We start from the raw sequence: 24,205 nt of genomic DNA, 5'->3' as shown, positions 1-24,205 counted from the left end.
CGGGAGTGCCTGATGTCCGTAAGTGTTGCCCTGCGGTTACCGTCGATTGACAGCCTGTTGCGCCACCCGGCGTGCCAGCCATTGGCCGAGCGTTACGGGCGTGAGGCCTTGTTGACGGGGTTTCGCCAATTACTGGATGACTTGCGCGAAGCGGTGGTGGCGGGGCAATTGACAGCCGTTGAAATCAGCCCCGAAGCGCTGGCTGGAAGGGTCGCCGAACGTCTGGCATTGAAGCAGCGCAGCCAGGTGCGCCGGGTGTTCAACCTGACCGGGACCGTGCTGCACACCAACCTCGGCCGGGCCTTGTTGCCCGAAGAAGCCATCGATGCTGTGCAACTTGCGGCGCGCCATCCCTTGAATCTGGAGTTCGATCTGGCCAGTGGCAAGCGCGGTGACCGCGACGATCTGATCGAAGGCCTGATCCGCGAGCTGACCGGCGCCGAAGCCGTGACCGTGGTCAACAACAATGCCGCCGCCGTGCTGCTGACCCTCAACAGCCTCGGCGCGCGCAAGGAAGGCATCATTTCCCGGGGCGAGCTGATCGAGATCGGCGGCGCGTTCCGCATCCCCGACATCATGAGCCGCGCCGGCGTGCGCCTGCACGAGGTCGGCACCACCAACCGCACCCATGCCCGCGACTACGAAGCGGCGATAGGCCCACGCAGCGGCCTGATCATGCGCGTGCACGCGAGCAACTACAGCATCGAAGGCTTCACCGCCCGGGTGCCGACCTCCGAACTGGCGGCGTTGGCCCATCGACATGACTTGCCGCTGCTCGAAGACCTCGGCAGCGGCAGTCTGCTGGACCTGACCCGCTGGGGCTTGCCGGCGGAACCGACGGTGCGTCAGGCGCTGCTCGATGGCGCTGACATCGTCACTTTCAGCGGCGATAAACTGCTTGGCGGGCCCCAGGCGGGGTTGATTGTCGGGCGCAAGGACTTGATCGCGAAGATCAAGAAAAACCCGCTGAAACGCGCATTGCGGGTCGACAAACTGACCCTGGCAGCGCTGGAAGCAGTGCTCGGACTCTATCGCGACCCGGATCGTCTGGCCGAGCGCTTGCCGAGCCTGCGCCTGCTGACCCGGCCGCAAGCTGACATTCTGGCCCAGGCCGAACGCCTGCAACCGGCCTTGTCTCAAGTGTTGGGCGAAGAGTGGAACGTCACGGCAGAGCCCGCGTTGGGCATGATCGGCAGCGGCAGCCAACCGGTGGCGCGCCTGCCGAGCGCAGCGCTGTGCCTGCGCCCACAGGTATCGAAACGCCTGCGCGGACGTTGCCTGCTGAATCTGGAAACCGCGTTGCGCGCCTTACCGATCCCGGTGCTCGGGCGCATCGATGACGACGCGCTGTGGCTGGACCTGCGGCAACTCGACGATGAACCGGCGTGGCTGGCGCAACTCGGGCAGTTGCAAACGTGATCGTAGGCACGGCAGGGCACATCGACCACGGCAAGACGTCACTGCTGCAAGCGCTGACCGGGCAAACCGGCGACCGCCGCCCGCAGGAACGTGAGCGCGGGATGACCATCGACCTCGGTTATCTGTACGCCGAACTGGCGCCCGGCGCCGGGCTGACCGGCTTCATTGACGTGCCGGGGCACGAGAAATTCACCCACAACATGCTCGCCGGCGCGCAGGGCATCGATCTGGTGTTGCTGGTGGTGGCGGCGGATGACGGCGTGATGCCGCAGACCCGCGAGCATCTGGCGATCGTCGAACTGCTGGGCATTCCACGGGCGCTGGTGGCGATCACCAAGTGCGACCGGGTCGAGGCGGGCAGAGTGGAGGAAGTTCGCCGACAGGTTGAAAGCCTGCTAGCAACCGGGCCCTATGCCGAAGCGCCACTGCTGACGGTTTCCAGCGTGACAGGTGAGGGCGTCGATGCGCTGCGCGAAGCGTTGCGGCAGATAGAAGGCGAGGAGCGCAGTCGCGAAGGCGGTTTTCGCCTGGCCATCGACCGGGCGTTCAGTGTCGCCGGCGCCGGGATCGTGGTGACGGGGACGGCGCTTTCGGGCTCGGTCGCCGTGGGTGACAAGCTGAGTCTCGGGCCGGCGTGCAAAACCGTGCGGGTCAGGGGCCTGCACGCGCAGAATCAAGCCGCCGAACAAGCCTTCGCCGGCCAGCGCGTGGCCCTGAACATCAGCGCGGATCGTCTGGAACTCGGGCAGATCCATCGCGGCCAATGGTTGCTCGCCGAATGGCTGCACGCACCGACCCAGCGGCTGGATATCGAATTCCGGTTGTTGCCGGGCGAGCGGGTTTTCGAGCATTTCCAGCCGGTGCATCTGCATCTCGGCACTCAGGACGTGATCGCCCGAGTCGCCTTGCTGCAGGGTTCAAGCCTGTCGCCTGGCGAGCGCATGTTTGCACAACTGCTGACGAACGTCCCGGTGCACGGCGTCCACGGTGATCCGCTGATCCTGCGTGACGCCAGCGCCCAGCGCACGCTCGGTGGCGGGCGCGTCCTTGATCCCTTCGCCCCGGCCCGCCAGCGGCGCAGCCCGGAACGGCTGGCGCAACTGCGTGTGCTGGCGATCAGCTGCGAGCTGGAACAGGCCTTGCCGACGTTGCTGGAATACAGCGCAAGCGGCCTCGACCCGCAACGCCTGGAACGTCAGTTCAATCGTCCGCGTGACGGCTGGACGCTGCCGGACAACGTCCGCCTGATCGAAACCCGTCAGGGGCCGGTGCTGTTCAATGCGCAGCGCTGGGGGATGCTCAAGTTCAACTTGCTGGAACAACTGGCGCGCTTTCATGAACTGGAACCCGATCAGATGGGCCCGGATCGTGACCGTCTGCGGCGTTTCAGCGGTTTGAGCCTCGAACGCGCAACGTTTATCAGCCTGCTGGAAGAACTGCTCGGCGCCGGTTCACTGGTCGCCAGTGGCCCGTGGCTGCATTTGCCCGACCATCAAGTGCGCCTGAGTGCCGACGACGAAACCCTGTGGCAGGCGCTGCAGCCATTGTTCGAGCAGGCCGGTTTCGATCCTCCGTGGGTTCGTGACGTGGCGAAAGTCGTCGGTCAGGAAGACGCCACCGTGCGTTTGCTGCTGCGTAAACTGGCGCGCCTTGGCGTGATGCATCAAGTGGTGCGTGACCTGTTTGTCACCGACATCACGCTGCGGCAAATGGTGGCGGTGCTGCTGCGCCTGGCCGAAGAAAATCCGCAGATCGAAGTCACGGCCTTCCGCGATGCGCTAGGCTTGGGACGCAAGCGCAGTATTCAGATCCTCGAATACTTCGACCGGCTGGGCCTGACCCGGCGCGTCGGCGAAGGCCGGCAAATCCGCTCCGACAGTGCGCTGGCCAACCCCGGCGCGGACTGAGTTCATGGAAGGCAATCGCGCCCGGTGGCGCGGCCGGGCTTCAAACCCGGTTGGGGACGGCATCCGTTCCCGGGCAGGTTCGACTCCGGCTGCCTTCCGCCAATTTCCCTCAAAAGCCCAACGGGTACTGGATCACCACATAGATCCGGTCAATGTCATCCCCGGCCTGGGCGCTGTTGGCCCGGTGCGAAACGTGAGACAGCTGCACCGACAGATCCTTGGCCGCGCCGGACTGGACGATGTAGCGCAGATCGATGTCGCGTTCCCAGTGTTTGCCGCCGTCCCCTTGCTGCGGCTGATATTCACCGGAGTCCGCGTCGAACGGGTTGTAGGCGCCGCCCTTGGGCGCGTGAGTGCCGTCGATTTGGCTGCCGGAAACGTAACGGGTCATGAAGTTCAGCCCGGGAATGCCGAAGGCGCCGAGATCCAAGTCATAACGCGCTTGCCAGGAGCGCTCGTGAGCGCCGTTGAAGTCGGCGTATTTGATCGAGTTGGCCAGGTAGATGGAATCGCCACCGACAAAATCGAACGGCGTGTCGCCATTGATGCGTTGCCAGCCGAGCATCACCGCGTGGGCGCCGAAGGTGTATTTGCCCGAGAGGCTGAACGCGGTGTTGTCGATGTCGCCGGCCAGTGCCTGCCCGGTGTCGCGGGTGTGGTAGACGTTGGCGTCGAGCAATAGACCGGACTGTTTGAAATGCAGGTTGGCGTAGTACTGGCGCCAAGTGTCGCTCAGATCGGACGCATACAGCGCGCCGCCGACCGGGCTGTCGCTGAACAGATCGGTGCCGACAAAACTGATGCTTTCGCCTTGGGTGCTGGCGCCATAGCCTTGAAAGTCGCCTTTGCCGGAGGAACGGTCCTGGTTCTTGAACGCCGTGAAGCGCCCGGCCACGACGCGTGCGTTTTCGATCTCGTGGCTGTCGAGCAGCAACCCCGTGGCGTATTCCGGTTGCAGGCGTTTGTCCGAGGTGTCGAAGACCGGCGTTTCCACGGTCATTTCACCGAAGGCGAGGGTGGTTTTCGAAGTCTTCAACTTCAGCGCACCACCGGCGCTGGAGTATTCGCTTTCGCTACGGCCATCACTGTCCACCGGCAAAAGTCCGGTGCCGGAGTGCCCCTTGCCGCCATCGAGTTTCAGCCCATAAAAGGCGTGGGCATCGAGACCAACCCCGACGATTCCTTCAGTGAAACCGGATGCGAAAGTGCCGATAAACCCCTGAGCCCACTCCTGTTTGTAGTTTTTCCCGGCGGGTGAGGGCGAGCGGTAGTCGTTGCTCAGGTAGAAGTTGCGGCTGAGCACTTCGGCCTTGGCGTCGTCGAGAAATCCGCTGGCAAATGCCGAGTCGGCCATTGCGCAATACAACAGTGCCAGGGCGAAACGCGGTTGCATGAAACCTTTCATGTGTCAGTGACCGGCCGTGATGGAAGTTGCCGGATACTGAAGCAAACCGTCGTGCTGCGATTGAGCGGATGTGCTGAGTCAGCGTCCTCAGGTCACCCGGCCTTTTCGTTGCCTGGAAGGATCGACAGCGGCGGCTCTTGATGCCTGCAAAAGACTGGCGAAGGCCGCCCTGTCGATCGGGCGACTCATGTAATAACCCTGGACTTCGTTGCATTGATCCTTGCCCAGAATGTCCAGTTGTTCCTCGGTTTCAACGCCTTCAGCGGTCACGGTCAGCCCCATCGCTTTACCCAGTCCGATGATGGCCTGCACCACCGCCCGATCATTGGCGCCGGTGCTGATTGAAGCAATGAAACGTTTGTCGATCTTGATGCCATCGAACGGGTAGGCACGCAGATAGCCAAGGGAGGAATAACCGGTGCCGAAGTCATCCATGTTCAGGCGCACGCCCAGTTCCTTGAGCGCGGTCATGGTGGTCAACGCGCCGTCCGTGTCGTTGAGCATTACGTTCTCGGTGATTTCCAGCTCCAGCCGGCTGGCCGGGAAGCGAGTACCCACCAGCACTTCGCGTACATCTTCGACCACATCGCTGATCGCAAACTGCGCAGGTGACAGGTTGACCGACAGGAGAATATCCGCCGGCCAGGTCAGTGCCGTTTCACAAGCCTCACGCAGGACCCAGCGACCGAGGGGAACAATCAGGTCGGTCTGTTCGGCCAGCGGAATGAATAAATCCGGTCCGAGCAACCCTTTTACCGGATGCTGCCAGCGCACCAGAGCCTCGACCGAAACGATTTCCTTGCCATCGACCTTGTATCGGGGTTGAAAGTGCAGCACGAACTCATTGTTCGTCAGGGCCCTTCGAAGGTCGTCCTCCATCTGCCGACGGGTTTGGATCTGATCGCTCATGTGCGCTTCGAAATAGCACCAGGTGTTTTTGCCTTCGGATTTGGCCTGGTACAGCGCAATGTCTGCGCAACGGATCAGCTCACTGGCGACGTACCCGTGACGCCGGCTCAGAGCGATGCCGACACTGGCGCCGATGTGCAACGGTTGCTGTTCGAAGAGGATGGGTTGATGCAGGCTGCCGATCAGGCGTGTGCAGAACCTGTCGATCTCCTGATGCGTGTCCATGCCGCAGAGCACCACGACGAACTCGTCACCGCCCAGACGGGCGACGATATCGTGGTCGCGCGTGCATTCGCGCAGTCGGCCGGCAACCTCTTGCAACACAGCATCGCCGGCGGGGTGCCCGAGCGAATCGTTGATCGGCTTGAAATTGTCCAGGTCAATCATCAGCACCGATAAAGGCGGGGCGTGCTCCTTGAGCAGCAGAGCGTCGTCCAGATAGCGCGACAGTTTGTTGCGGTTGGGCAGGCCCGTCAGCGCGTCATGCAAGGACAGGTGCTGGATCTGCGCATGGGCGGCGACCTCATCGGTGATGTCGCTGGCCGTGCCGCGATAGCCGACCACTGCCGTACTTTCCACGATCGGCCTGGCCGAGAGACGGCAGTGGCGCTGTTGCCCCTCGCGGTCACGGTAGGTGCAACGCAGGTCGCTGGCGTTGCTTTCCTCATCGAGTTTCTTCAGCCACAGATCCAGCGGAGTGGTGTCGCAGACAAGCAAGTGTCCGATGTGTTTCCCGATCCACCGGGCCTGCGGATAGCCGGTGACCGCGCTGAACCGGGTCGACAGATAGGTGATGGACAACGCTTCATCCACCTCCCAGATCCAGTCGGACGCCGCTTCGGCAACCGCCCGAAAGCGCTCCTCGCTGGCTTCCAGTGCGCGGTTGGACGCCAGCAATGCCTGATTCGACGCCTGCATTGCTTCAAAACTGTCGTCGACATACCGCGAGGAACGTAGCGCATGGCGAAAGAACCAGACCGTCAGGGCCATCAACACGAGCAAAGCGGGGCCGAGCGTTGGCAGCAACGACCAGAGCAGATGCCGGCCCGGTCGCTCCAGATCGGCAACGAGGCTGTATCCGGTGCTGTCCAGCGGGACGCGAGGCTGGCCCGGGTCGATGTTGCCGTCCGGTGCCAGCGACAGATTGTTCAGCCCGTACCCGCTGCCGATCTTGCGCAACTTGGTGGGTGTCAGTTTGTCGACGAATACCAGTACCGAAGTCTTTTGTGGATCGCCTACCGGGCGCTCATCGTTGGGAAGGATCGCCGCCGCGGTGACCAGCGCCGGCCAGTCTTCGAACAATGAATAAGTACTGACGGGCCTGGTCAGGTCGGGCTGACTCTGCACTTGCTCCACCAGACTGTTCGCCGAAAGCTGAAGGAACTGGGGCAGTTGCGCATCGAGCATTTGCCCGCGAACGACGGCGTATTTGGTGCGTTCTCGATCCAGCACGAACAGACCGTCATAGCCGTCGCTGGTAAACAGGGTCTTGCCCATGTTCTGCTCGGTGTAGGCCCAGTTCGTGTCGACCGTACCGCTCAAACGCTCATAGGCTGTCGTCCAGTAGGCGTAACTGGTGATGTAGTTCTTCGATGCCGTGATTCGGTTCTCCAGTGCCCGGGCCGAATAGAACCGGACGTCATTGACGTCATCCTCATCCAGTTGAGTGGCAATGCCGAGCAACGCAGCGGTCGCCGCCATCACTCCGGCAATGAACAGCGCACCCACCGCGACGGCCAGACGCCGGGTGACAGAGCCCTGCAGGGTGGGTAACGACGTCGCACGGCTGGAGATGTCCATTTGCTCGTCCTTGATCCGGTATTTCTTCAATCTAGAACATCTTCGGCTTCGAGATGTTCAGAAGTTGCGCCAAGCGTGTCTGCCCGCTCAGGTCCCCTTGCGCAAAAGCACAAGACTTCACGCTCAAAAGCCGGATAATGGCGGCCAATTTGTTTAGCCCGCTATTCTGGTAACCCGCATGGAAATCAAGGTCAATTTTCTCGACAACCTCCGACTCGAAGCCAAGTTCGATGACTTCACGGTGGTGGCCGACCAACCGATCCGTTACAAGGGCGATGGCTCTGCTCCGGGTCCGTTCGACTATTTCCTGGCGTCTTCGGCCTTGTGCGCGGCTTACTTCGTAAAGTTGTACTGCAGCACCCGCAATATCCCGACCGAAAACATTCGTCTGTCGCAGAACAACATTGTCGATCCGGAAAACCGCTACAACCAGATCTTCAAAATCCAGGTCGAGCTGCCGGCGGACATTTCCGAAAAGGATCGCCAGGGCATCCTGCGCTCGATCGACCGTTGCACGGTGAAGAAGGTGGTGCAGGCCGGGCCGGAGTTCGTGATCGAGGAAGTCGAGAACCTCGACGCCGATGCCCAGGCCTTGCTGATGCCGGCGTCCACGTCCGGCGCGGGCACCTGCATTGCCGGCAAGGACCTGCCGCTGGAACAGACCATCGCCAACATGTCGGGGATTCTGGCCGACCTGGGCATGAAGATCGAAATCGCTTCGTGGCGCAACATCGTGCCCAACGTCTGGTCGCTGCACATCCGCGATGCGCAGTCGCCGATGTGCTTCACCAACGGCAAGGGTGCGACCAAAGAGGGCGCGCTGGCCTCGGCGCTGGGCGAGTTCATCGAGCGGCTGAACTGCAACTTCTTCTACAACGATCAGTTCTGGGGCGAAGAGATCGCCAATGCCGAGTTCGTGCATTACCCGGACGAGCGCTGGTTCAAGCCCGGCGCCAAAGACGAGTTGCCTGCGGAAATCCTCGACGAATATTGCCTGGGCATTTACAACCGCGACGGCGAACTGCGCGGCTCGCACCTGTACGACACCAACTCCGGCAACACCCAGCGCGGTATCTGCTCGCTGCCGTTCGTGCGTCAGTCTGACGGCGAGGTGGTGTACTTTCCGTCCAACCTGATCGAAAACCTGTTTCTCAGCAACGGCATGAGCGCCGGCAACACCCTGGCTGAAGCCCAGGTGCAGTGCCTGTCGGAAATCTTCGAGCGGGCGGTCAAACGCGAAATCCTCGAAGGCGAAATGGCCCTGCCGGATGTACCGCAAGAGGTGCTGGCGAAGTACCCGGGCATCCTCGCCGGGATCAAGGCGCTGGAAGAGCAGGGTTTCCCGGTGCTGGTCAAGGACGCGTCGCTGGGCGGTGAGTTCCCGGTGATGTGCGTGACGCTGATGAACCCACGCACTGGCGGCGTGTTCGCCTCGTTCGGCGCCCATCCGAGCTTCGAAGTGGCACTGGAACGCAGCCTCACCGAGTTGCTGCAGGGCCGCAGCTTCGAAGGCCTCAACGATCTGCCGCAGCCGACCTTCTCGGGCCAGGCCGTGACTGAGCCGAACAACTTTGTGGAGCACTTCATCGATTCCAGCGGCGTGGTGTCGTGGCGTTTCTTCAGCGCCAAGGCCGACTTCGAATTCGTCGAGTGGGATTTCTCCGGCAACGGCGAAAACTCCAACGCCGAAGAGGCCGCGACACTGTTCGGCATCCTTGAAGACATGGGCAAGGAAGTCTACATGGCGGTCTACGAGCACATCGGCGCCAAGGCGTGCCGCATTCTGGTGCCGGACTATTCGGAGATCTACCCGGTAGAAGACCTGATCTGGGACAACACCAACAAGGCACTGCAATTCCGTGCCGACATCCTCAACCTGCACAACCTGAGCAAGGTCGGCCTGCGCAACCTCGTCAAAGGCCTGGAACACAGCGAGCTGGACGATTACACCGACATCACCACGCTGATCGGCATCGAGTTTGACGACAACACCCCATGGGGCAAGTTGACCATTCTCGAACTGCGCCTGCTGATCTACCTCGCCTTGCAGAAGTACGAGCAGGCCAAGGATCTGGTCGAAGCCTTCCTGCAATACAACGACAACACCGTCGAGCGCGGCTTGTTCTATCAAGCGGTCAACGTTGTGCTGGAAATGGAGCTGGACGAGGATCTGCAGTTGGAAGACTACGAAGCCAACTTCCGCCGCATGTTCGGCGACGAGCGCATGGATGCGGCGATCGGTTCGGTCAACGGCAGCGTGCGCTTCTACGGCCTGACGCCGACCAGCATGAAGCTGGAAGGGCTGGATCGGCACCTGCGCCTGATCGAGAGCTACAAGAAACTGCACGCAGCGCGGGCCAACTTCGCGGGTTGATTCCGTTGGCAGCAGGCACAAAAAAAGCACCTTCGCGGGTGCTTTTTTTGTGGTCGGCAGATGATGGTGTCAGAGCGCGGCCTTCACCTGCAATCCAAACACCAATGCATTGTCGATGTCCTGCCCGGAGAACGCGCCTGGCTCGATGATGTACTGCACATTCGGACGCAGCGTCAGCCATGGAGTGGCTTGATAGCCGTAGCCGAGTTCGATCAATTGCTCGGCGCTGTCCAGATTGGGGAACGCGGCGCCATTGGCAGTGGCGGTGTCCTGCAGCACATCGCGGCTGCGCGGGTTCGGCACTGCGCGGCCGTAACCGAGCGCCACGGTGTCGCGAGGGCGGCCTTCAAAGGGTTTGTACAGAACCAGGCCGGTGCCGTACCACTTGCTGAATGGCGAGGCCGCTTCGCTGGCCGCCGAGTATTGGCCGAAGGCGTGCAGGCTGCGGCCTTCGGAGACGTCCGAAGCCCACACGGCCTGGTCGATCAGGACGTAATGGCCGCCGCGCCCGGACACTTCCTTGTCACTGCCGATGCGTTTGACGTCGGAGCTGTCGTAGTAATAACCGAGCTTGTACTCGCCGGGCAGTTTGCCGGCCTGCTTGTAGACCAGCTCAATCGGCACCACGGTACCGGTGGTGTGTTTCGGGCCCAAGTGCCAGGCACGGCTGGAGTTGCCGTTACTTTCCGGATCGACATTGAACGCGGCTACGCGTAGTTGCCAGGCCGGGGAGAGGTCATATTTCACCCGCACACCGAGGTGGGCGTTGGGGTAGTTGGTCCAGCCGCTGCCACCGGACATGTTCAGCGGATGGCCGCAGAAGCCGGCGTTCATGAAATTGCAGAGAATGCCGCTGTCGAGGCCGCCGAGGTCGTTGCCCATGGCCATGTAGCCGAGTTTGACGTTCAGCGCCGGGGTAAACAGGCTGCGCTCGTAGCTCAGCTCGGTCAGGCGGGTGTAGAGGCCGCCGTAGTTTTCCTGGATGGGCAAACGGTTGCCGACCAGATCTTCAGAAGCACTGTTGCCGCGACGGTCGTTGATGGTCAGTTGGATCTTGCCGGCGTTATCGACGCCGTACAGTTTGCTCAGGTCGAACTGCGCGCCGAGCTTGATGTTCTGCGAATAGCGCGCCGAGCGATGCAGACCGCCGTCGGCGTTGTAGGCGGTTTCGCCGGTGTAATCGCCGGTGAACTTGATGCCGTCTTTATCGAGCTGGTGGCGCAGGCCGCCCCAGTCGCCGGTCAGGGTATTGCGGGTGAACACGTTCGAATCGGTATCGGCGAGAGCGGGCAGGGCAGCGCCGCAGGTGAGACCGAACAGCATGCCGGTGAAGACCCCGGCGTGGGAAAAGCGAACAGCCAATGACATTGCTGAAATCCAGAGCGAAGGACATGAAACGACGCGGCACCCGAAGGTGCCGCGCACAAGTGAAGTGAAGGAGGGCGCTGCGGTTTACGGCAGGGCGTACGCCATCACGTAGTCGCCACGGTCGGTCGACTGGCGAGCACCACCGGCGGTGATGACCACGTATTGCTTGCCGGTTTTCGGCGACACATACGTCATCGGGCCGCCCTGGCTGCCGACCGGCAGACGCGCTTTCCAGATTTCTTCACCGTTGCCGCTGTTGAACGCGCGCAGGTAGAAGTCCTGGGTGCCGGCGATGAAGATCAGGCCACCTTGGGTCGACAGGGTGCCGCCGAGGGTTGGCAGACCGATCTTGATCGGCAGGTGCATGCGGATGCCCAGGGGACCTGTGTCTTCAACGGTGCCGACCGGAACTTGCCAGGCGACTTTCTGGGTTTTCATGTCGATGGCGGTCAGCGTACCGAACGGTGGGGCCTGGCACGGAATGCCGGCAACCGACAGGAAGCGGTTCTTGTTCACTGCGTAAGGCGTGCCTTTCAGCGGAACGGCGCCCATACCGGTGTTCAACGCTTCACCACCGGAGGTTGCCTGGCCTTTATTCTGCGACGGGATCATCTGAATCCACAGGCCCAGACGCATGTCGTTGACGAAGATGAAGCCGTGCACCGGGTCAGTGGAGATGCTGCCCCAGTTCATGCCGCCCAGCGAACCCGGGAAGCTCAGGGATTTGTCAGTGCCCGGCGCGGTGTACAAGCCGTCGTAACGCATCGACTTGAAATCGATCCGGCACAGCAGCTGGTCGTAAGGCGTGGCGCCCCACATGTCCGATTCGGTCAGGTGCTGGGCACCGATTTGCGGCATACCGACCGATTTAGGCTGGGTAGGCGAGTACGGCTCGTTGGGGATATTGGCTGCCTTGACCGGCACTTCTTTTACTTCGGTCAACGGTTTGCCGGTGGCGCGGTCGAGCACGTAAATCTGCCCGGCCTTGGTGCCGATGACCAGCGCCGGCACGGTTTTACCGTCCTTGGTGAAGTCGATCAAGCTTGGCTGCATCGGCAGGTCGAAGTCCCAGAGGTCGTTGTGGACGGTCTGGTAGACCCACTTTTCTTCGCCACTGTTGGCGTCCAGCGCCAGGATGGAGGCACCGTAGGTGTGATCGAGTTTGCTGCGCTCGACACCATAGATGTCGGTGGACGAACTGCCCATCGGCAGGAATACGGTGTTGGTCGCCGGGTCGTAGGACATCGGCGCCCAGCTGTTCGGCGTGCTGCGCACATAAGTGCTGCCGTCTGCGGGTGCCTTGCGATCGGTTGGATTGCCCGGGTCGAATGCCCAGCGCATGGCACCGGTCATCACGTCGAAACCACGGATCACGCCGCCCGGCATGTCGGTCTGCACGTTGTCGGCCACACGACCGCCAACCACCACAGTGGTGCCGGCCATCAGCGGCGCGGAGGACAGTTGATAGTAGCTGTCCGGAACATCACCCAGACCGGCCTTCAGATCCACTTGGCCGTTGTTGCCGAAACCCCGGCAGAACTCGCCGGTGTCCGCATCGACCGCGATCAGGCGGGCGTCGATAGTGTTGGTGAGCAAGCGACGTGTGCAGTTGGCGATTGGAGCGGTCGGGGTTTCGCTCACTGGCGCGCTGGCCGGTTTGGCGACGGCGGTGCTGGCGTCGAAATACGCCATGCCCCGGCAGCGCTGCCAGACTTTGGACTGAGCGTTGATCGCGTTTTTCCAGAGTTCTTTACCGGTATCGGCATCGAGTGCGATCAGGTTGTTGTGCGGGGTGCAGATGAAGACTTTATTGCCGATCTGCAGCGGAGTCAGCTGGTCTTCGGCACCATTGCCATCGCTCTCGGCGATGTCGCCGGTGTGGTAGGTCCACGCGACTTTCAATTTGTCGACGTTGCTGCGGTTGATCTGGTCCAGCGCGGCGAAGCGGCTGCCACCCTCGGTATTACCGTAGTGGGCCCAGTCTTTCTGCGCCTTTTCCGGCTCGACCGGCGTCAGGCCCGGGCCAGTGCCGGTAGGGGCGACGGTCGGGTGCGCGACGAACATGTTGCCGGCAGCTACCGCGAGTCCAACCGCCAGAACAGCCGCAACGCCGTAAGCGCCGCGACCTGCAACGTCACCATTGGCGCGTTTGAGCAGCGGATAGACCAGCGCAACCACCAGACCCACGGCGCTGAACATGAACAGGCGCGAGAACACCGGCCAGAACACCAGCCCTGCATCGATCACGGCCCAGATAGCGGTTCCAACCAGAAACGCCGCGAACAGCCAGGCACCGGCAGGCTTGCGCCGCGCGATCAGCAGACCGGAGACGGCCATCACCAGACCACCCACCAGGAAGTACCAGGAGCCTCCCAGGCTGACCAATTTCACACCGCCAGCAGCCAGTGCCAGGCCGAGCAGGGCGATGATCACGCCCAGCCCGACCAGAATGAATGTTGATATGCCCGAGAGGCGTTGACTCTGCTTCACGTTGAATGTCCCGTTGAAATGAGGCGAGCATTATATAGTTAGGTAACTACCTAGTTAAATCACTAAATCAGAATGAAGTGTAGTTTGCTGCTCAGCGGAGCGTCGGATCAGAGAACGGTTTGCGCCTGTTAGGCTGCAAGCGATATTGAAATGCGGTTGAAAGTCGCTTTTCTGTCAGGGGAAGTGGGATTTGTGACAGGCATGGCTCGCGCAGTGAATACGCCGGTGCCTGGGCTGATTAGACTAATGGCTAACAGCGCCGCCGTCTGAGCGACGGCTGGGCAATGATCACTTTTCTCATTACGCTGAAAAACTTCGTCCGACCCTACAGAATTTCGTGATCGTGAAGAAAATAGTCCGCGTAGATGACCTTCAGGTATTCGTCACCACGGCTGCGGCCGGCAGTTTCTCCGCCGCTGCCCGATTGCTGGACATTTCTCCAGCCTTGGCCAGCGGAGCGGTTCAGCGTCTTGAGGGCAGTCTTGGAGCAAGGTTGTTCGTTCGCTCGACCCGGCGCTTGAGATTATCGGACGATGGCGAACGCTACCTTTCCCATGCCCGGCAGGCACTCGAAGCGCTTGAAAATGGCGAGATCGCACTCAGTGAAGGTCGCGGTGAAATCGCCGGCACGATTCGCTTGTCGATACCGTCGGATATCGGCCGAAACGTGCTGTTGCGATGGCTCGACGAGTTTCAGCAACTGCATCCGAAGGTGCTGTTGCAGTTACGGGTCAGCGATCAGATTGCCGACCTGGTCGGCGAGCAACTGGATGCCAGTATCCGCTATGGTTTGTTGGCCGATTCCAGCCTCGTCTCTCTGGCCCTGGCGCCGACGAACAGAAGAACGGTCTGCGCCTCGCCGGACTATCTGGCCCGCCACGGCCGGCCTGCCGCACCGGAAGAATTGGGCAACCATAATTGCCTTCGGTTTGTGATGGGCGAGCAGACCTACGAACGCTGGAGCTTTCATTCGGCGGACGGTGTCAGGACCGTTCAGGTGACCGGCGACCGGGTCAGTGATGATGCCGATATCGTCCGGCGCTGGGCGGTTGCCGGTTTCGGAATCGTCTACAGGTCGAAAATCGATGTGCTGGATGACTTGCGCAGCGGTCGACTGGTGGAGCTTTTCCCGGCAGACGTCGGACAGCCGGCGCCACTTCAGCTCGTGTGTCCCCATCGCACCTCACTCACACCGGCTGTACAGGCGTTGAGAACTTTCCTGGCGCAACGATTCGAACGTTACGTAGCTGAATGAGAACCTGACGAGGCTGGGGTGCCGCGTCAGGTTCAGGCCGTTGAGCCAGACCTCAATGCTCTGACGGTGCTCTAGTACGTCGCTGCAGGCTTGGCGCCGATCTTCACACGCATCAGGCTGTACGGTTTGACGCGTTTGTCCTGACCGTCATTAAAACCTGCCGAGCGATGAAGCTGGTTGGCGGTGAAATACAGGTAGCCGTCCGGGCCGATCGACAACGTATCGGGCCAAAGCACTCGCGAGTCTTCGACCAGCGTCTGCCAGCGACCGTCCGGCAGGCGTTTGCGAATCGCGTTGTGCTCGTAGTCACCGGCGTACACGGCACCGTCGGCATCGGCTTCAAGACCGTCGGAAGCACCTTTTTCACCGAGGTCGACGACGGCTTTTTCCAGTTCGGCATCGCTCACACCCGGATCACGCAACAGGGCAGTCGGCACGGCGTACAGGCGTCTGCTCGATAACGGGCAGAAGTAGAGCGTCTTGCCATCACTGGACAGGGCAATACCGTCAGACGCCACCGTCAACAGGCCGGTTTTGCCTTGAGCATCGCGCGTCACCAGTGCGGGCTTGCCTTCAACCTTCGGGATAAAGGACGGGTCGGCCGAGGTGGATTGGGCACCAGTCAGTTTGCGGCTTGCCTGGCCACTCGCGAGATCGACCACAATGATGCCGCCAGGGCCGCTGACCGAAGAGTCGGTAATGTAGGCGGTCCCTTCCTTGCCTGTACGGAAGTCAAAGCGCACGTCATTGACATAGGTGGTCGGCAGGATGACGTCGTCAGGGAACACAATCGTTTTTGTGATCTTGTTGGAGGTCAGGTCGATCGCCACCAGCTTGGCTCCGCCCGCCTGAGGCGCGGAAAACTTCGGTGCTGCCGTGTCGAGCACCCAGACGCGGCCTTTGCCGTCGGCAACCACACTTTGCACGCTGATGAATCCCTTGGCCGGGTTCTGCGGATCCGCGACATTGGTTCTCAGATCAGGGTAGGGCACAAGCTGACCGTTGGAAATTTCCGCAACGGTGTAGGGCACGTCATCACCCCACCGGGGGAAGTTCACGAAGATACGGCCGGTTTCGGTTACCGTCACGCCTGTCGGCATGGCCCCGTTGAACGCGTAAACACGTTCGATGGCGGCGCCTTTGCCCGTATCACTTTGCGCGACGGCCAGGCCGCTTACGGATACCGCAAGGGCCAGGCCTGCGATTTTAAATAATCTGTTCATGTTCAAGTCCTTGAGCGCCAGTGATGTGAGGAGCCTTCAAGCACGAGTCGCGATAAATCAGTGAGCACGAGAAGGCAGTGACAGGCTATGCGCGACGACCTTCTTCAGACAGAAGCAGATCGCAGGAAGACTTTCCGCATTTTGCGGAAAATACAAAGCTGCCAGCCTTCCATCAGGGAGGGCTGGCAGCTTGACGACAGATGGCTTTAGCGATCAGTTGGCGTTGTAGCGCGGTGCGAGCCGGTTGCTCGAGAGCTCGGAGAACAAGGCCTGGCGGCTGGCTTCGTAACGCTCGTAACCTTGCAGGTCGTGCATCGAGGGGATGGAGATCAGCACGCCGTTGTCGAAATCCTGCAGAGCGCCGGCGACCAGGTCCTGGGCCGACATCACGATGCCCGGATCCAGATGCTCGACAGGCAATCCACCGATTTGCCAGAAGTCCGTCGCGGTTGCGCCGGGCAGGACGGCCTGGATCCGGATGCCTTTATCCGAGAGTTCCTTGTGCAGGGACTGGGTGAACGCGGTGACGTAGGCCTTACTGCCGCCGTACACGCCGTTGAGCAACTCCGGCGCCAGGCTGACGATCGAGGAGATATTGATCACGGCGCCTTGTTCGCGGGCGACAAAACCTGGAATCGCGGCGTAGGTCAGGCGGGTAAGGGCGGTGACGTTCAGCGTGATCATCTCGGCCATCCGCTCGACATCACTCTCCAGCAGGCCGGTATGGGTGCCGATGCCGGCATTGTTGACCAGCAAGGTGATGCTGGCGTCCTCACGCAACTTGCGTTCTACCTTGGCGAGGTCCTCGGGGCGGCCAAGATCGGCCTGCAACACTTCGATGTTCTGCCGGGTTTCGCTGGTCAGACGACTGGCCAGTGCGTTCAGACGTTCGCGGTTGCGTGCCACCAGCACCAGGTCGTACCCGCGACGGGCAAGGTGTTCGGCGTAAATCGAGCCGATTCCGGTGGACGCGCCGGTGATGAGCGCAGTGCCTTTGTATTGTTGCGTCATGATCAAGCTCCGTGGGTTGTGTGTGGAGCCATGATGAAGGAGGGGACTGATGTCTTAAACGACGTATATGGTAGTGTTTAAGGACATTCAAAAAGGAGTTCAGTCATGCATCGCGTCGGCTATCTGATTACCGAGGGTTTTCAGGTGATGTCCCTGGCAACCCAGGCTGTATTCGAGTTCGCCAACATCGTTGCAGGGGAAGAGATCTACAAGGTCCAGAACTTCTCGATCGGCGGTGGAACCGTGCGTTCTTCGTTGGGCATGTACATCGACACGCTCCCTCTGGGCGCCCCGGGATTGGCCGACACGTGGATGATTACCGGTACGCTGACCCCCTTGAACCCGCCAGGTGAAGAGGTGCTGGCCAGCGTGCGCGCCTTCGTCGATGGAGCCCGACGCACAGCAGGTCTGTGCACCGGCTCGTTCGTTCTGGCGCAGGCAGGGGTTCTGGACGATCGAAGGGCGACCACCCACTGGTCCTATGCGAACAAGCTCCGTGAGCTGCATCCAAGAATCGAGGTCGAGGAAGACCGGATCTTCATCGTCGACGGTCCCGTCTGGACGTCGGCAGGCATGACAGCTGCGCTGGACATGGCGTTGGGCATGGTGGAAAAGGATCTGGGCACCGACATGGCCCGGTCGGTGGCGCACAAACTGGTCATGCATCAACGGCGTTCGGGTGGGCAATCCCAGCATTCGGAATTGCTCACGCTTGCTCCAAAGTCGGACCGTATTCAGAGTGCGCTGGAGTATGCGCGTACGCACCTGAGCCGCCCGCTCAGCGTGGAGGAACTTGCCGACGTCGTGCACTTGAGTCCCAGACAATTCACCCGGGTATTTACCGCCGAGACAGGCCAGTCACCGGCCAAGGCTGTTGAAAGCCTGCGTCTGGAGGCCGCTCGCGTGATGATCGAGCAAAGTCGTCACAGCCTTGATCGCGTGGCGAAGGAAACGGGGTTTCGAGACCGTCGCCACATGCGCGAAGTATTCATGCGAGGGTTTGGCGTTCCGCCGCAGGCGGTTCGACGAGATGCCAGGCGGATTGGCTAAGGCAATACGTCTGATCGGAGCGCTTGTTCCTATGCACCCCGATCAGCCAGCGGTCATAGCCAGGACTTGATTTGCGCGCAGACGGCGTCGGTGGAAATGCCGTAGCGATCATGCAGTGTCGGCAGTGCGCCGGCGTCGAGGAACGCGTCGGGCAATGCGATCTGCCTGAACGTCGGCGTCACTCCGTTGCGCAGCAGTACCCCGGCAACCGCTTCACCCAGCCCGCCAATAATCGAGCTGTTTTCTGCGGTAACCACCAGCCGGCCAGACTTGCGGGCCTCGGCGAGAATGGTCTGTTCATCCAGCGGTTTGATCGTCGGCACATGCAGCACCGCGACATCGACGCCATCGGTCTGCAGCGCCTTGGCGGCCTCCAATGCGCGCATGGTCATCAAACCGGTCGAGATGATCAGGACATCGTTACCGGTGCGCAGGGTCTTGGCCTTGCCGATCTCGAATTGATAGCCGTATTCATCCAGCACCAGCGGCACGTTGCCGCGCAGCAGGCGCATGTAGACCGGGCCCTGATGCGCGGCAATGGCGGGCACGGCCTGTTCGATTTCCAGCGCGTCACAAGGGTCGACGATCATCAGGTTGGGCATCGCCCGGAAGATCGCCAGGTCATCGGTGGCCTGGTGGCTGGGGCCGTAACCGGTAGTGAGGCCGGGCAATCCGCAAACGATTTTGACGTTGAGGTTTTCCTCGGCAATCGCCATGCAGATGAAGTCGTAGGCGCGACGCGAGGCGAACACCGCATACGTGGTGGCGAACGGCACGAAGCCTTCGCGGGCCATGCCTGCGGCAGCGCTCATCAACAGTTGTTCGGCCATGCCCATCTGATAGAAACGATCCGGGTGGGCCTTGGCGAAAATATGCAGGTCGGTGTACTTGGACAGGTCAGCGGAGAGGCCGACGATGTCCGGACGCTGATCCGCCAGTGCAGCCAATGCATGGCCAAAAGGTGCTGAGCGGGTGGCTTGGCCTTCAGAGGCAATCGAGGCAATCATCGCCGAGGTGGTCAGGCGCTTCTTGATCGGTTCGCCAGTCGAGGTCGGTGTGTTGGCGGCGTTGCTCATTGGTTTTTTCCTTCTTCAAGCGTGGTCAGTGCCAGATCCCATTCGTGTTCGTCCACGCGGATGAAATGGGTCTTTTCGCGGTTTTCGAGGAAGGGCACACCTTTGCCCATGGTGGTGTCGCAGATGATCACCCGTGGCTGAGTACCGGGGTGGTGGCGGGCGGCATCGAAGGCTTTGACCAGTGCGTCCAGGTCGTTGCCGTCGACGCGCTGGCTGAACCAGCCAAACGCTTGCCAGCGATCAACGATGGGTTCGAACGACAGGATCTCGCTGGAATGGCCGTCCGCTTGCTGGTTGTTGACGTCGACGATGGCGATCAGGTTGTCGAGCTTCCAGTGCGAGGCCGACATCACGGCTTCCCAGGTCGAGCCTTCGTTCAGCTCGCCGTCCGACAGCAGGTTGTAGACGAACGATGTCGAGCCCTTGCGCTTGAGACCCAGGCAAGCCCCGACGGCGATACCCAGCCCCTGACCCAGCGAACCACCGGTGATTTCCATGCCCGGTGTGTAGGCGGCCATGCCCGACATCGGCAATCGGCTGTCGTCCGAGCCGTAGGTTTCAAGCTCATCGAGCGGAATGATCTCGGCTTCGATCAGCGCCGCGTACAGCGCAATCGCGTAGTGACCGATCGACAGATAGAACCGATCACGCGGCTCCCACGCCGGGTCTTCGGGGCGATAGCTCAGCGCATGGAAGTAGGCGACCGCGAGCAGGTCCGCCGCACCGAGGGCCTGGCCGACATAGCCCTGGCCCTGCACCTGGCCCATGCGCAAGGCATGGCGGCGAATGTTGTGGGCGCGCTCGGCCAGCGTCTGGGGTGTTGTGAATGAAAGGTTGGCAGTCATGGTGAATTCTCCTGTGAATCAACGATTGACCAGGGCGGCGGGAATGCGCAGGACCAGCGAGGCGCCGATCAGCAGCACGCCGGTGATCAGATACATGCCGATAGCGCTGGAGCCGGTGAGTGTGGTTATCCAGCCAATCAGGTAGGGCGAGCAGAAGCCGGCAAGGTTGGCGAAGCTGTTGACGGCGGCGATGCCGGCCGCGGCGGAGACACCACCAAGCAGCGTGGTGGGGAGCATCCAGAACAGCGAGGTCGCGGAAAGGATGCCGGAAGCCGCCAGGCACAGACTGAGAATGGACAGCATCACATTGCCTCCCATCAGCGCCGCGAGGGTCAGGCCGATGGCCCCGGCGATCATCGGGACGATGAGATGCCAGCGGCGTTCGCGATGTTTGTCGCCACTGCGTCCCACCAGCAACATGGCGGCGATGGCACAGAGGTAGGGCAGGCTGGTCAGCAAACCGATCTTCATCGGATCGGAGACCCCGGCATTACGCACAAGGGTCGGCAGCCAGAAGGTAATTGCGTACTGCCCCATCACCACACAGAAATAGATCCCCGCGAGCAGCCAGAGGCGACGGTCACGAATGAATTCGCCCACGGATGCATGCGTCACTTTCTGCTGGTCATCCTCCGCCAGCTCACGGGTGATCAGGGCTTTTTCGTCGTCGTTGAGCCAACTGGCCTGATGCACGCCATCCTTGAGGTAGCTGAGCACCAACAGTCCGACAACCACCGTAGGCACGGCCTCCAGCACAAACATCCATTGCCAGCCGGCCCAGCCGTGCATGCCGGCGAAGTGGTTCATGATCCAGCCGGAGAGCGGGCCGCCGACCATGCCCGACAACGGGATGGCGATGAACCACAACACCGTCATGCGCGCACGCCGGTAGGACGGAAACCAGTAGGTGAGGTACAGCAGCAGACCCGGCGCCAGGCCGGCTTCGGCAATGCCCAGCAGAAAGCGCAGGGCGTAGAACTGCCAGGCGGTTTCGACGAAGGCGAAGAGGGCGGAGACAATGCCCCAGGTGATCATGATGCGCGCGATCCAGACCCGCGCGCCGACCTTGTGCAGGATGATGTTGCTGGGCACTTCGCAGAGAAAGTAGCCGATGAAGAACATGCCGGCGCCCAGCCCGTAGACTGTTTCGCTGAGCGCCAGATCGTTCATCATTTGCAGTTTGGCAAAGCCGACGTTGACGCGATCGAGGTAGGCGCACAGGTAGCACAGCATCAGGAACGGCATCAGGCGCCAGGCGGTTTTACGGTAGGCGTTGGAACGCACCGCCGAAACGGCTTCGAGCGACAGGGTAGTCATGGTCTGATCTCTTGTTTTTATTGACCGCCGGGCAAGTCTGCCCGGCCGTATCATCGATCCAGAACCGCACGGGCCGCGAGGCCCGCCACGTGTGTCAGTGAATCAGCATGCCGCCGTTCACATCCAGGGTGATGCCGGTCAGATAGGAGGACAGGTCGCTGGCCAGGAACAGCGCCGCATTGGCCACATCCTGCGCCTCGCCCAGACGTCCCAGCGGAATGCCGTCGATGATCGCGTGGCGGCGTTCGTCCTGCATCAGGCCGCCCGTAATGTCGGTGTGAATCAGGCCGGGGGCGATGGAGTTGACGCGCACGTTGTCCGGCCCCAGCTCACGCGCCATGGCCTTGGCCAGACCCAGCACACCGGCCTTGGCGGCGCTGTAATGAGGCCCGCCAAAAATGCCGCCGCCGCGCTGCGCGGAAACCGAAGACATGCACACAATGCTGCCGCTGGCTTGCTGGCGCATCAGCGGAATCACCGCCTGGGACATCAGCAACGTACCGCGCAGGCTGACGTCCAGCACCTTGTCGTAATCACCGGGGCGGATATCGAGGGTCTTGAGGGGTTGGGTGATGCCGGCATTGTTGACCAGTATGTCGATACGGCCAAAGTGTTCGATGACGGTCGCGACAGCCTGCTGCACCTGAGACTCGTCGGCGACGTTGGCAGCCAGGCCGAGATGACCCTCGCCCAAAGAGGCAGCGGCATCGCGGGCAGCGGATGCGTCCAGATCCAGAATCACCACCCGGGCGCCATGTTGAGCGAAGGTCGTAGCTGTCGCGCGGCCGATACCACGTGCGGAGGCAGCACCTGTGATGATCGCGACTTTGCCTTGAAGAAGCATGGGAGAAACCTCTGATTGTTGTTATTGAGTCGGTCCGTGCAGAACCGATGACTCAGCTTGTCTCCCGGAACGACCCTGAGCAATAACGCGAACTTCACTGGATACTGAAAAAAATTCAGCACTCGCCAACATGCGAATGCGGTGTTTGAATAGCCGAACGCCCGGCCTCAGCCACTTGCAGCGGAACAACCCTCATCATGAGTTCATCTGGCGAAACACCGCCAATCCTGCCACCCCTGAAAGCCATTCAGGCCTTTGAGCAAACTGCGCGCTTTGGCAACGTCGCGCGAGCGGCCGAAGTGCTGGACCTGACGCCCTCGGCAGTCAGTCACCAACTGGCCAAACTCGAGGCGATGATCGGGCGGCAGCTGTTCCTCAGAACGGCCAGGGGAGTGACGTTGACGCCCGTGGGCGAGCAATACCTGTCCGAGATATCCGGCATCCTGCACAGCCTGGCGGTGGCAACAGAGCGCGCGACCAGTGATGTCAGCCTCGACTGTCTGCGATTGCATTCATCACCCAGCTTCGGCCTGTTGTGGCTGATGCCGCGCCTGGAACAGTTTCGCGAGAGCCATCCCGACATTCAGCTCAATCTCTCATGCTCCTATGAGTCGCTGCACTTCAGTCGGGACAAGATCGACGTGGACATCCGCCACGGCATGCCGAACTGGCCAAGTTTCGAAGTGCGCACGTTGCGCAACGAAAAAATCGCAGTCCTCGCATCACCCAAGCTTTTGGAAAAACGCCCGATCCGCGCCGTCGCTGACTTGCTGGACTGCAACCTGATCCTGTCGGAGGCGACGCTGATCAAGTGGCCGCAACTGTTTGCTCAACACGGGCTGTCGCGCCCTGAAAGCCCCTATACCTTGAGCTTTGATCGCTCCTACATGACCCTCGAAGCCGCCAGCCACGGGCTTGGATTTGCATTGGAAAGCACGCTGCTGGCGCAGGACTACCTGGCGCGCGGCGAGTTGGTCGAAGTCATTCCCGGGCTGAGTGCCCCGATCACCGCACACCACTTGGTTTTCCCGAAGGCGCATGCGGGATTTCCACGGGTGAGGCGTTTTCTGGAATGGATGCAGCGTGAGTTGGGGCATGACTTCAGTTACTGAAGCACATCCATATTGATCTTGCGCCAACACGCTTCCGAGAAACTGTAAACCGAGAAGGCAATCAGCCCCAGGGCCATCACCATCAGGACAAGCCATCCGGCGGGCAGATTCTGCAGCGCGTCCAGCGCTTCCTTCATGCCAGGCGGGTCCATGGCTTGATAAGCGGAACCGCTGACGGCCAGCAGCAAAGCAATCTCCATAAACACGACGCCGCGTGCGATCAGACCGAAGCGAGACACCGGACGGACATAGCGCATGACCTCTTCGTCGGCCTCAAAATACTTCTCGAACGAGGCCTTCCATCCCTTGATGATGTGAGCAACGCCAACCCCCAGCGGAATGAGCGCAATCAGGTACAACAATAGATTCGAGTGTTCCCAAGACAAAAGATGCGCCAGCCAGTCTTTGGTCTGCTCTGCGGAATGGCTCGAACGGCGGCTACCGCTCACAAGCAGTCCCAATGCAAAAAACGCCAGAGCACCGTTGACCAGACCTCCTGCAAACAGGCCTGCACGAATCACCAGCCCTTTGAGCTGCGTGCCGTGATGATCGACATCGCGTATCGCTTGCAGGACACGCCAGGCTGCAAACGCAAGCAGACCCGCCACCACAAGGCCCACCAGAAAATAGCCGAACGGCTGGCTCAGCAAGGCTTCCAGACTCTTGTGACTGTCCTTGGGTTTTGTCGAATCATGGGCTGCCAATAGCGCGAATATGCCGATGATCAAATAAAGCACTCCGCGAGCGGCGTATCCGCCCCGAGCGAGTATGACGAGACTGCGTTGCGCGGACATTGGATA

The 24,205-nt window shown here is 61.1% G+C and carries 17 protein-coding genes and 1 tRNA gene; 7 read left to right on the top strand and 11 right to left on the bottom strand.

Annotated features, from left to right (window positions below):
- The first annotated feature begins 12 nt into the window (after nt 1-12).
- The 3 genes from selA to JKA62_RS16235 all read left to right on the top strand — a co-directional run bounded on the left by selA (nt 13) and on the right by JKA62_RS16235 (nt 3,428).
- Entirely contained in the window at nt 13-1,419 is a 1,407-nt protein-coding gene (gene selA, locus JKA62_RS16245) for an L-seryl-tRNA(Sec) selenium transferase (protein WP_201818626.1), read from the top strand.
- Nucleotides 1,416-3,326 carry a selenocysteine-specific translation elongation factor gene (gene selB / locus JKA62_RS16240; protein WP_201818624.1) on the top strand — a complete coding sequence of 637 codons (1,911 nt, stop codon included), beginning with the start codon at nt 1,416-1,418 and terminating at the stop codon, nt 3,324-3,326. Before selA ends, selB begins: the two co-directional genes overlap by 4 nt.
- 6 nt (nt 3,327-3,332) lie before the next feature.
- A tRNA-Sec gene (locus JKA62_RS16235) sits at nt 3,333-3,428 on the top strand.
- Nucleotides 3,429-3,435: 7 nt separating this feature from the next.
- Here JKA62_RS16235 and JKA62_RS16230 read toward each other — a convergent pair.
- Together JKA62_RS16230 and JKA62_RS16225 are read right to left on the bottom strand one after the other, a co-directional pair.
- Nucleotides 3,436-4,719 (bottom strand): OprD family porin, encoded by a 1,284-nt coding sequence (locus tag JKA62_RS16230; RefSeq protein ID WP_041475271.1) that lies wholly within the window; start codon nt 4,717-4,719, stop codon nt 3,436-3,438.
- A gap of 99 nt (nt 4,720-4,818) precedes the next feature.
- The gene (locus tag JKA62_RS16225; RefSeq protein WP_201818622.1) at nt 4,819-7,440 is read right to left on the bottom strand and encodes a bifunctional diguanylate cyclase/phosphodiesterase; all 2,622 of its coding nucleotides are present in this window, start codon (nt 7,438-7,440) and stop codon (nt 4,819-4,821) included.
- Nucleotides 7,441-7,618: 178 nt separating this feature from the next.
- On the opposite strand from JKA62_RS16225, the gene JKA62_RS16220 reads away from it, so the two are divergent.
- On the top strand, nt 7,619-9,814 hold the full coding sequence (locus JKA62_RS16220; RefSeq protein ID WP_201818620.1) for an OsmC domain/YcaO domain-containing protein: 2,196 nt from the start codon (nt 7,619-7,621) through the stop codon (nt 9,812-9,814).
- Nucleotides 9,815-9,883: 69 nt separating this feature from the next.
- On the opposite strand, the gene JKA62_RS16215 is transcribed toward JKA62_RS16220, so the two are convergent.
- Together JKA62_RS16215 and JKA62_RS16210 are read right to left on the bottom strand one after the other, a co-directional pair.
- Nucleotides 9,884-11,182 carry a carbohydrate porin gene (locus tag JKA62_RS16215; protein WP_201818618.1) on the bottom strand — a complete coding sequence of 433 codons (1,299 nt, stop codon included), beginning with the start codon at nt 11,180-11,182 and terminating at the stop codon, nt 9,884-9,886.
- An 84-nt stretch (nt 11,183-11,266) separates the two neighbouring features.
- Nucleotides 11,267-13,672: a glucose/quinate/shikimate family membrane-bound PQQ-dependent dehydrogenase gene (locus tag JKA62_RS16210; protein ID WP_201818616.1), complete on the bottom strand. Its 2,406-nt coding sequence runs from the start codon at nt 13,670-13,672 to the stop codon at nt 11,267-11,269.
- A 352-nt stretch (nt 13,673-14,024) separates the two neighbouring features.
- On the opposite strand from JKA62_RS16210, the gene JKA62_RS16205 reads away from it, so the two are divergent.
- On the top strand, nt 14,025-14,927 hold the full coding sequence (locus JKA62_RS16205; protein WP_201818673.1) for a LysR family transcriptional regulator: 903 nt from the start codon (nt 14,025-14,027) through the stop codon (nt 14,925-14,927).
- 71 nt (nt 14,928-14,998) lie between these two features.
- Here the strand turns inward: JKA62_RS16205 and JKA62_RS16200 are convergent, their stop codons facing one another.
- Nucleotides 14,999-16,150, bottom strand: a complete 1,152-nt coding sequence (locus tag JKA62_RS16200; RefSeq protein WP_236676566.1) for a major royal jelly family protein — start codon at nt 16,148-16,150, stop codon at nt 14,999-15,001.
- A gap of 213 nt (nt 16,151-16,363) precedes the next feature.
- Nucleotides 16,364-17,161: an SDR family NAD(P)-dependent oxidoreductase gene (locus tag JKA62_RS16195; RefSeq protein ID WP_064381600.1), complete on the bottom strand. Its 798-nt coding sequence runs from the start codon at nt 17,159-17,161 to the stop codon at nt 16,364-16,366.
- 105 nt (nt 17,162-17,266) lie between these two features.
- Here JKA62_RS16195 and JKA62_RS16190 point away from each other — a divergent pair, with 105 nt between their 5' ends.
- Nucleotides 17,267-18,211: a GlxA family transcriptional regulator gene (locus JKA62_RS16190; protein ID WP_201818614.1), complete on the top strand. Its 945-nt coding sequence runs from the start codon at nt 17,267-17,269 to the stop codon at nt 18,209-18,211.
- Nucleotides 18,212-18,264: 53 nt separating this feature from the next.
- On the opposite strand, the gene JKA62_RS16185 is transcribed toward JKA62_RS16190, so the two are convergent.
- The 4 genes from JKA62_RS16185 to JKA62_RS16170 form a co-directional block, all read right to left on the bottom strand.
- Nucleotides 18,265-19,287 carry a transketolase family protein gene (locus tag JKA62_RS16185; RefSeq protein WP_011334131.1) on the bottom strand — a complete coding sequence of 341 codons (1,023 nt, stop codon included), beginning with the start codon at nt 19,285-19,287 and terminating at the stop codon, nt 18,265-18,267.
- Complete coding sequence (locus JKA62_RS16180; protein ID WP_201818612.1) at nt 19,284-20,132, bottom strand: transketolase; 849 nt, start codon at nt 20,130-20,132, stop codon at nt 19,284-19,286. The genes JKA62_RS16185 and JKA62_RS16180 overlap by 4 nt, the downstream gene beginning before the upstream one ends.
- Nucleotides 20,133-20,150: 18 nt before the next feature.
- The gene (locus JKA62_RS16175) at nt 20,151-21,449 is read right to left on the bottom strand and encodes an MFS transporter (protein WP_041475274.1); all 1,299 of its coding nucleotides are present in this window, start codon (nt 21,447-21,449) and stop codon (nt 20,151-20,153) included.
- 94 nt (nt 21,450-21,543) lie between these two features.
- On the bottom strand, nt 21,544-22,293 hold the full coding sequence (locus JKA62_RS16170; RefSeq protein WP_064381592.1) for an SDR family NAD(P)-dependent oxidoreductase: 750 nt from the start codon (nt 22,291-22,293) through the stop codon (nt 21,544-21,546).
- Nucleotides 22,294-22,490: 197 nt separating this feature from the next.
- On the opposite strand from JKA62_RS16170, the gene JKA62_RS16165 reads away from it, so the two are divergent.
- Nucleotides 22,491-23,405 carry a LysR substrate-binding domain-containing protein gene (locus JKA62_RS16165; RefSeq protein ID WP_201818609.1) on the top strand — a complete coding sequence of 305 codons (915 nt, stop codon included), beginning with the start codon at nt 22,491-22,493 and terminating at the stop codon, nt 23,403-23,405.
- On the opposite strand, the gene JKA62_RS16160 is transcribed toward JKA62_RS16165, so the two are convergent.
- Nucleotides 23,399-24,199 carry a DUF1206 domain-containing protein gene (locus JKA62_RS16160; protein WP_011334136.1) on the bottom strand — a complete coding sequence of 267 codons (801 nt, stop codon included), beginning with the start codon at nt 24,197-24,199 and terminating at the stop codon, nt 23,399-23,401. The genes JKA62_RS16165 and JKA62_RS16160 overlap by 7 nt on opposite strands.
- Nucleotides 24,200-24,205 lie beyond the last annotated feature (6 nt).

The organism is Pseudomonas sp. B7, assembly GCF_016735645.1.
Taxonomy (GTDB): domain Bacteria; phylum Pseudomonadota; class Gammaproteobacteria; order Pseudomonadales; family Pseudomonadaceae; genus Aquipseudomonas; species Aquipseudomonas glycinae.
This window is presented reverse-complemented; position numbering and strand designations above follow the sequence as displayed.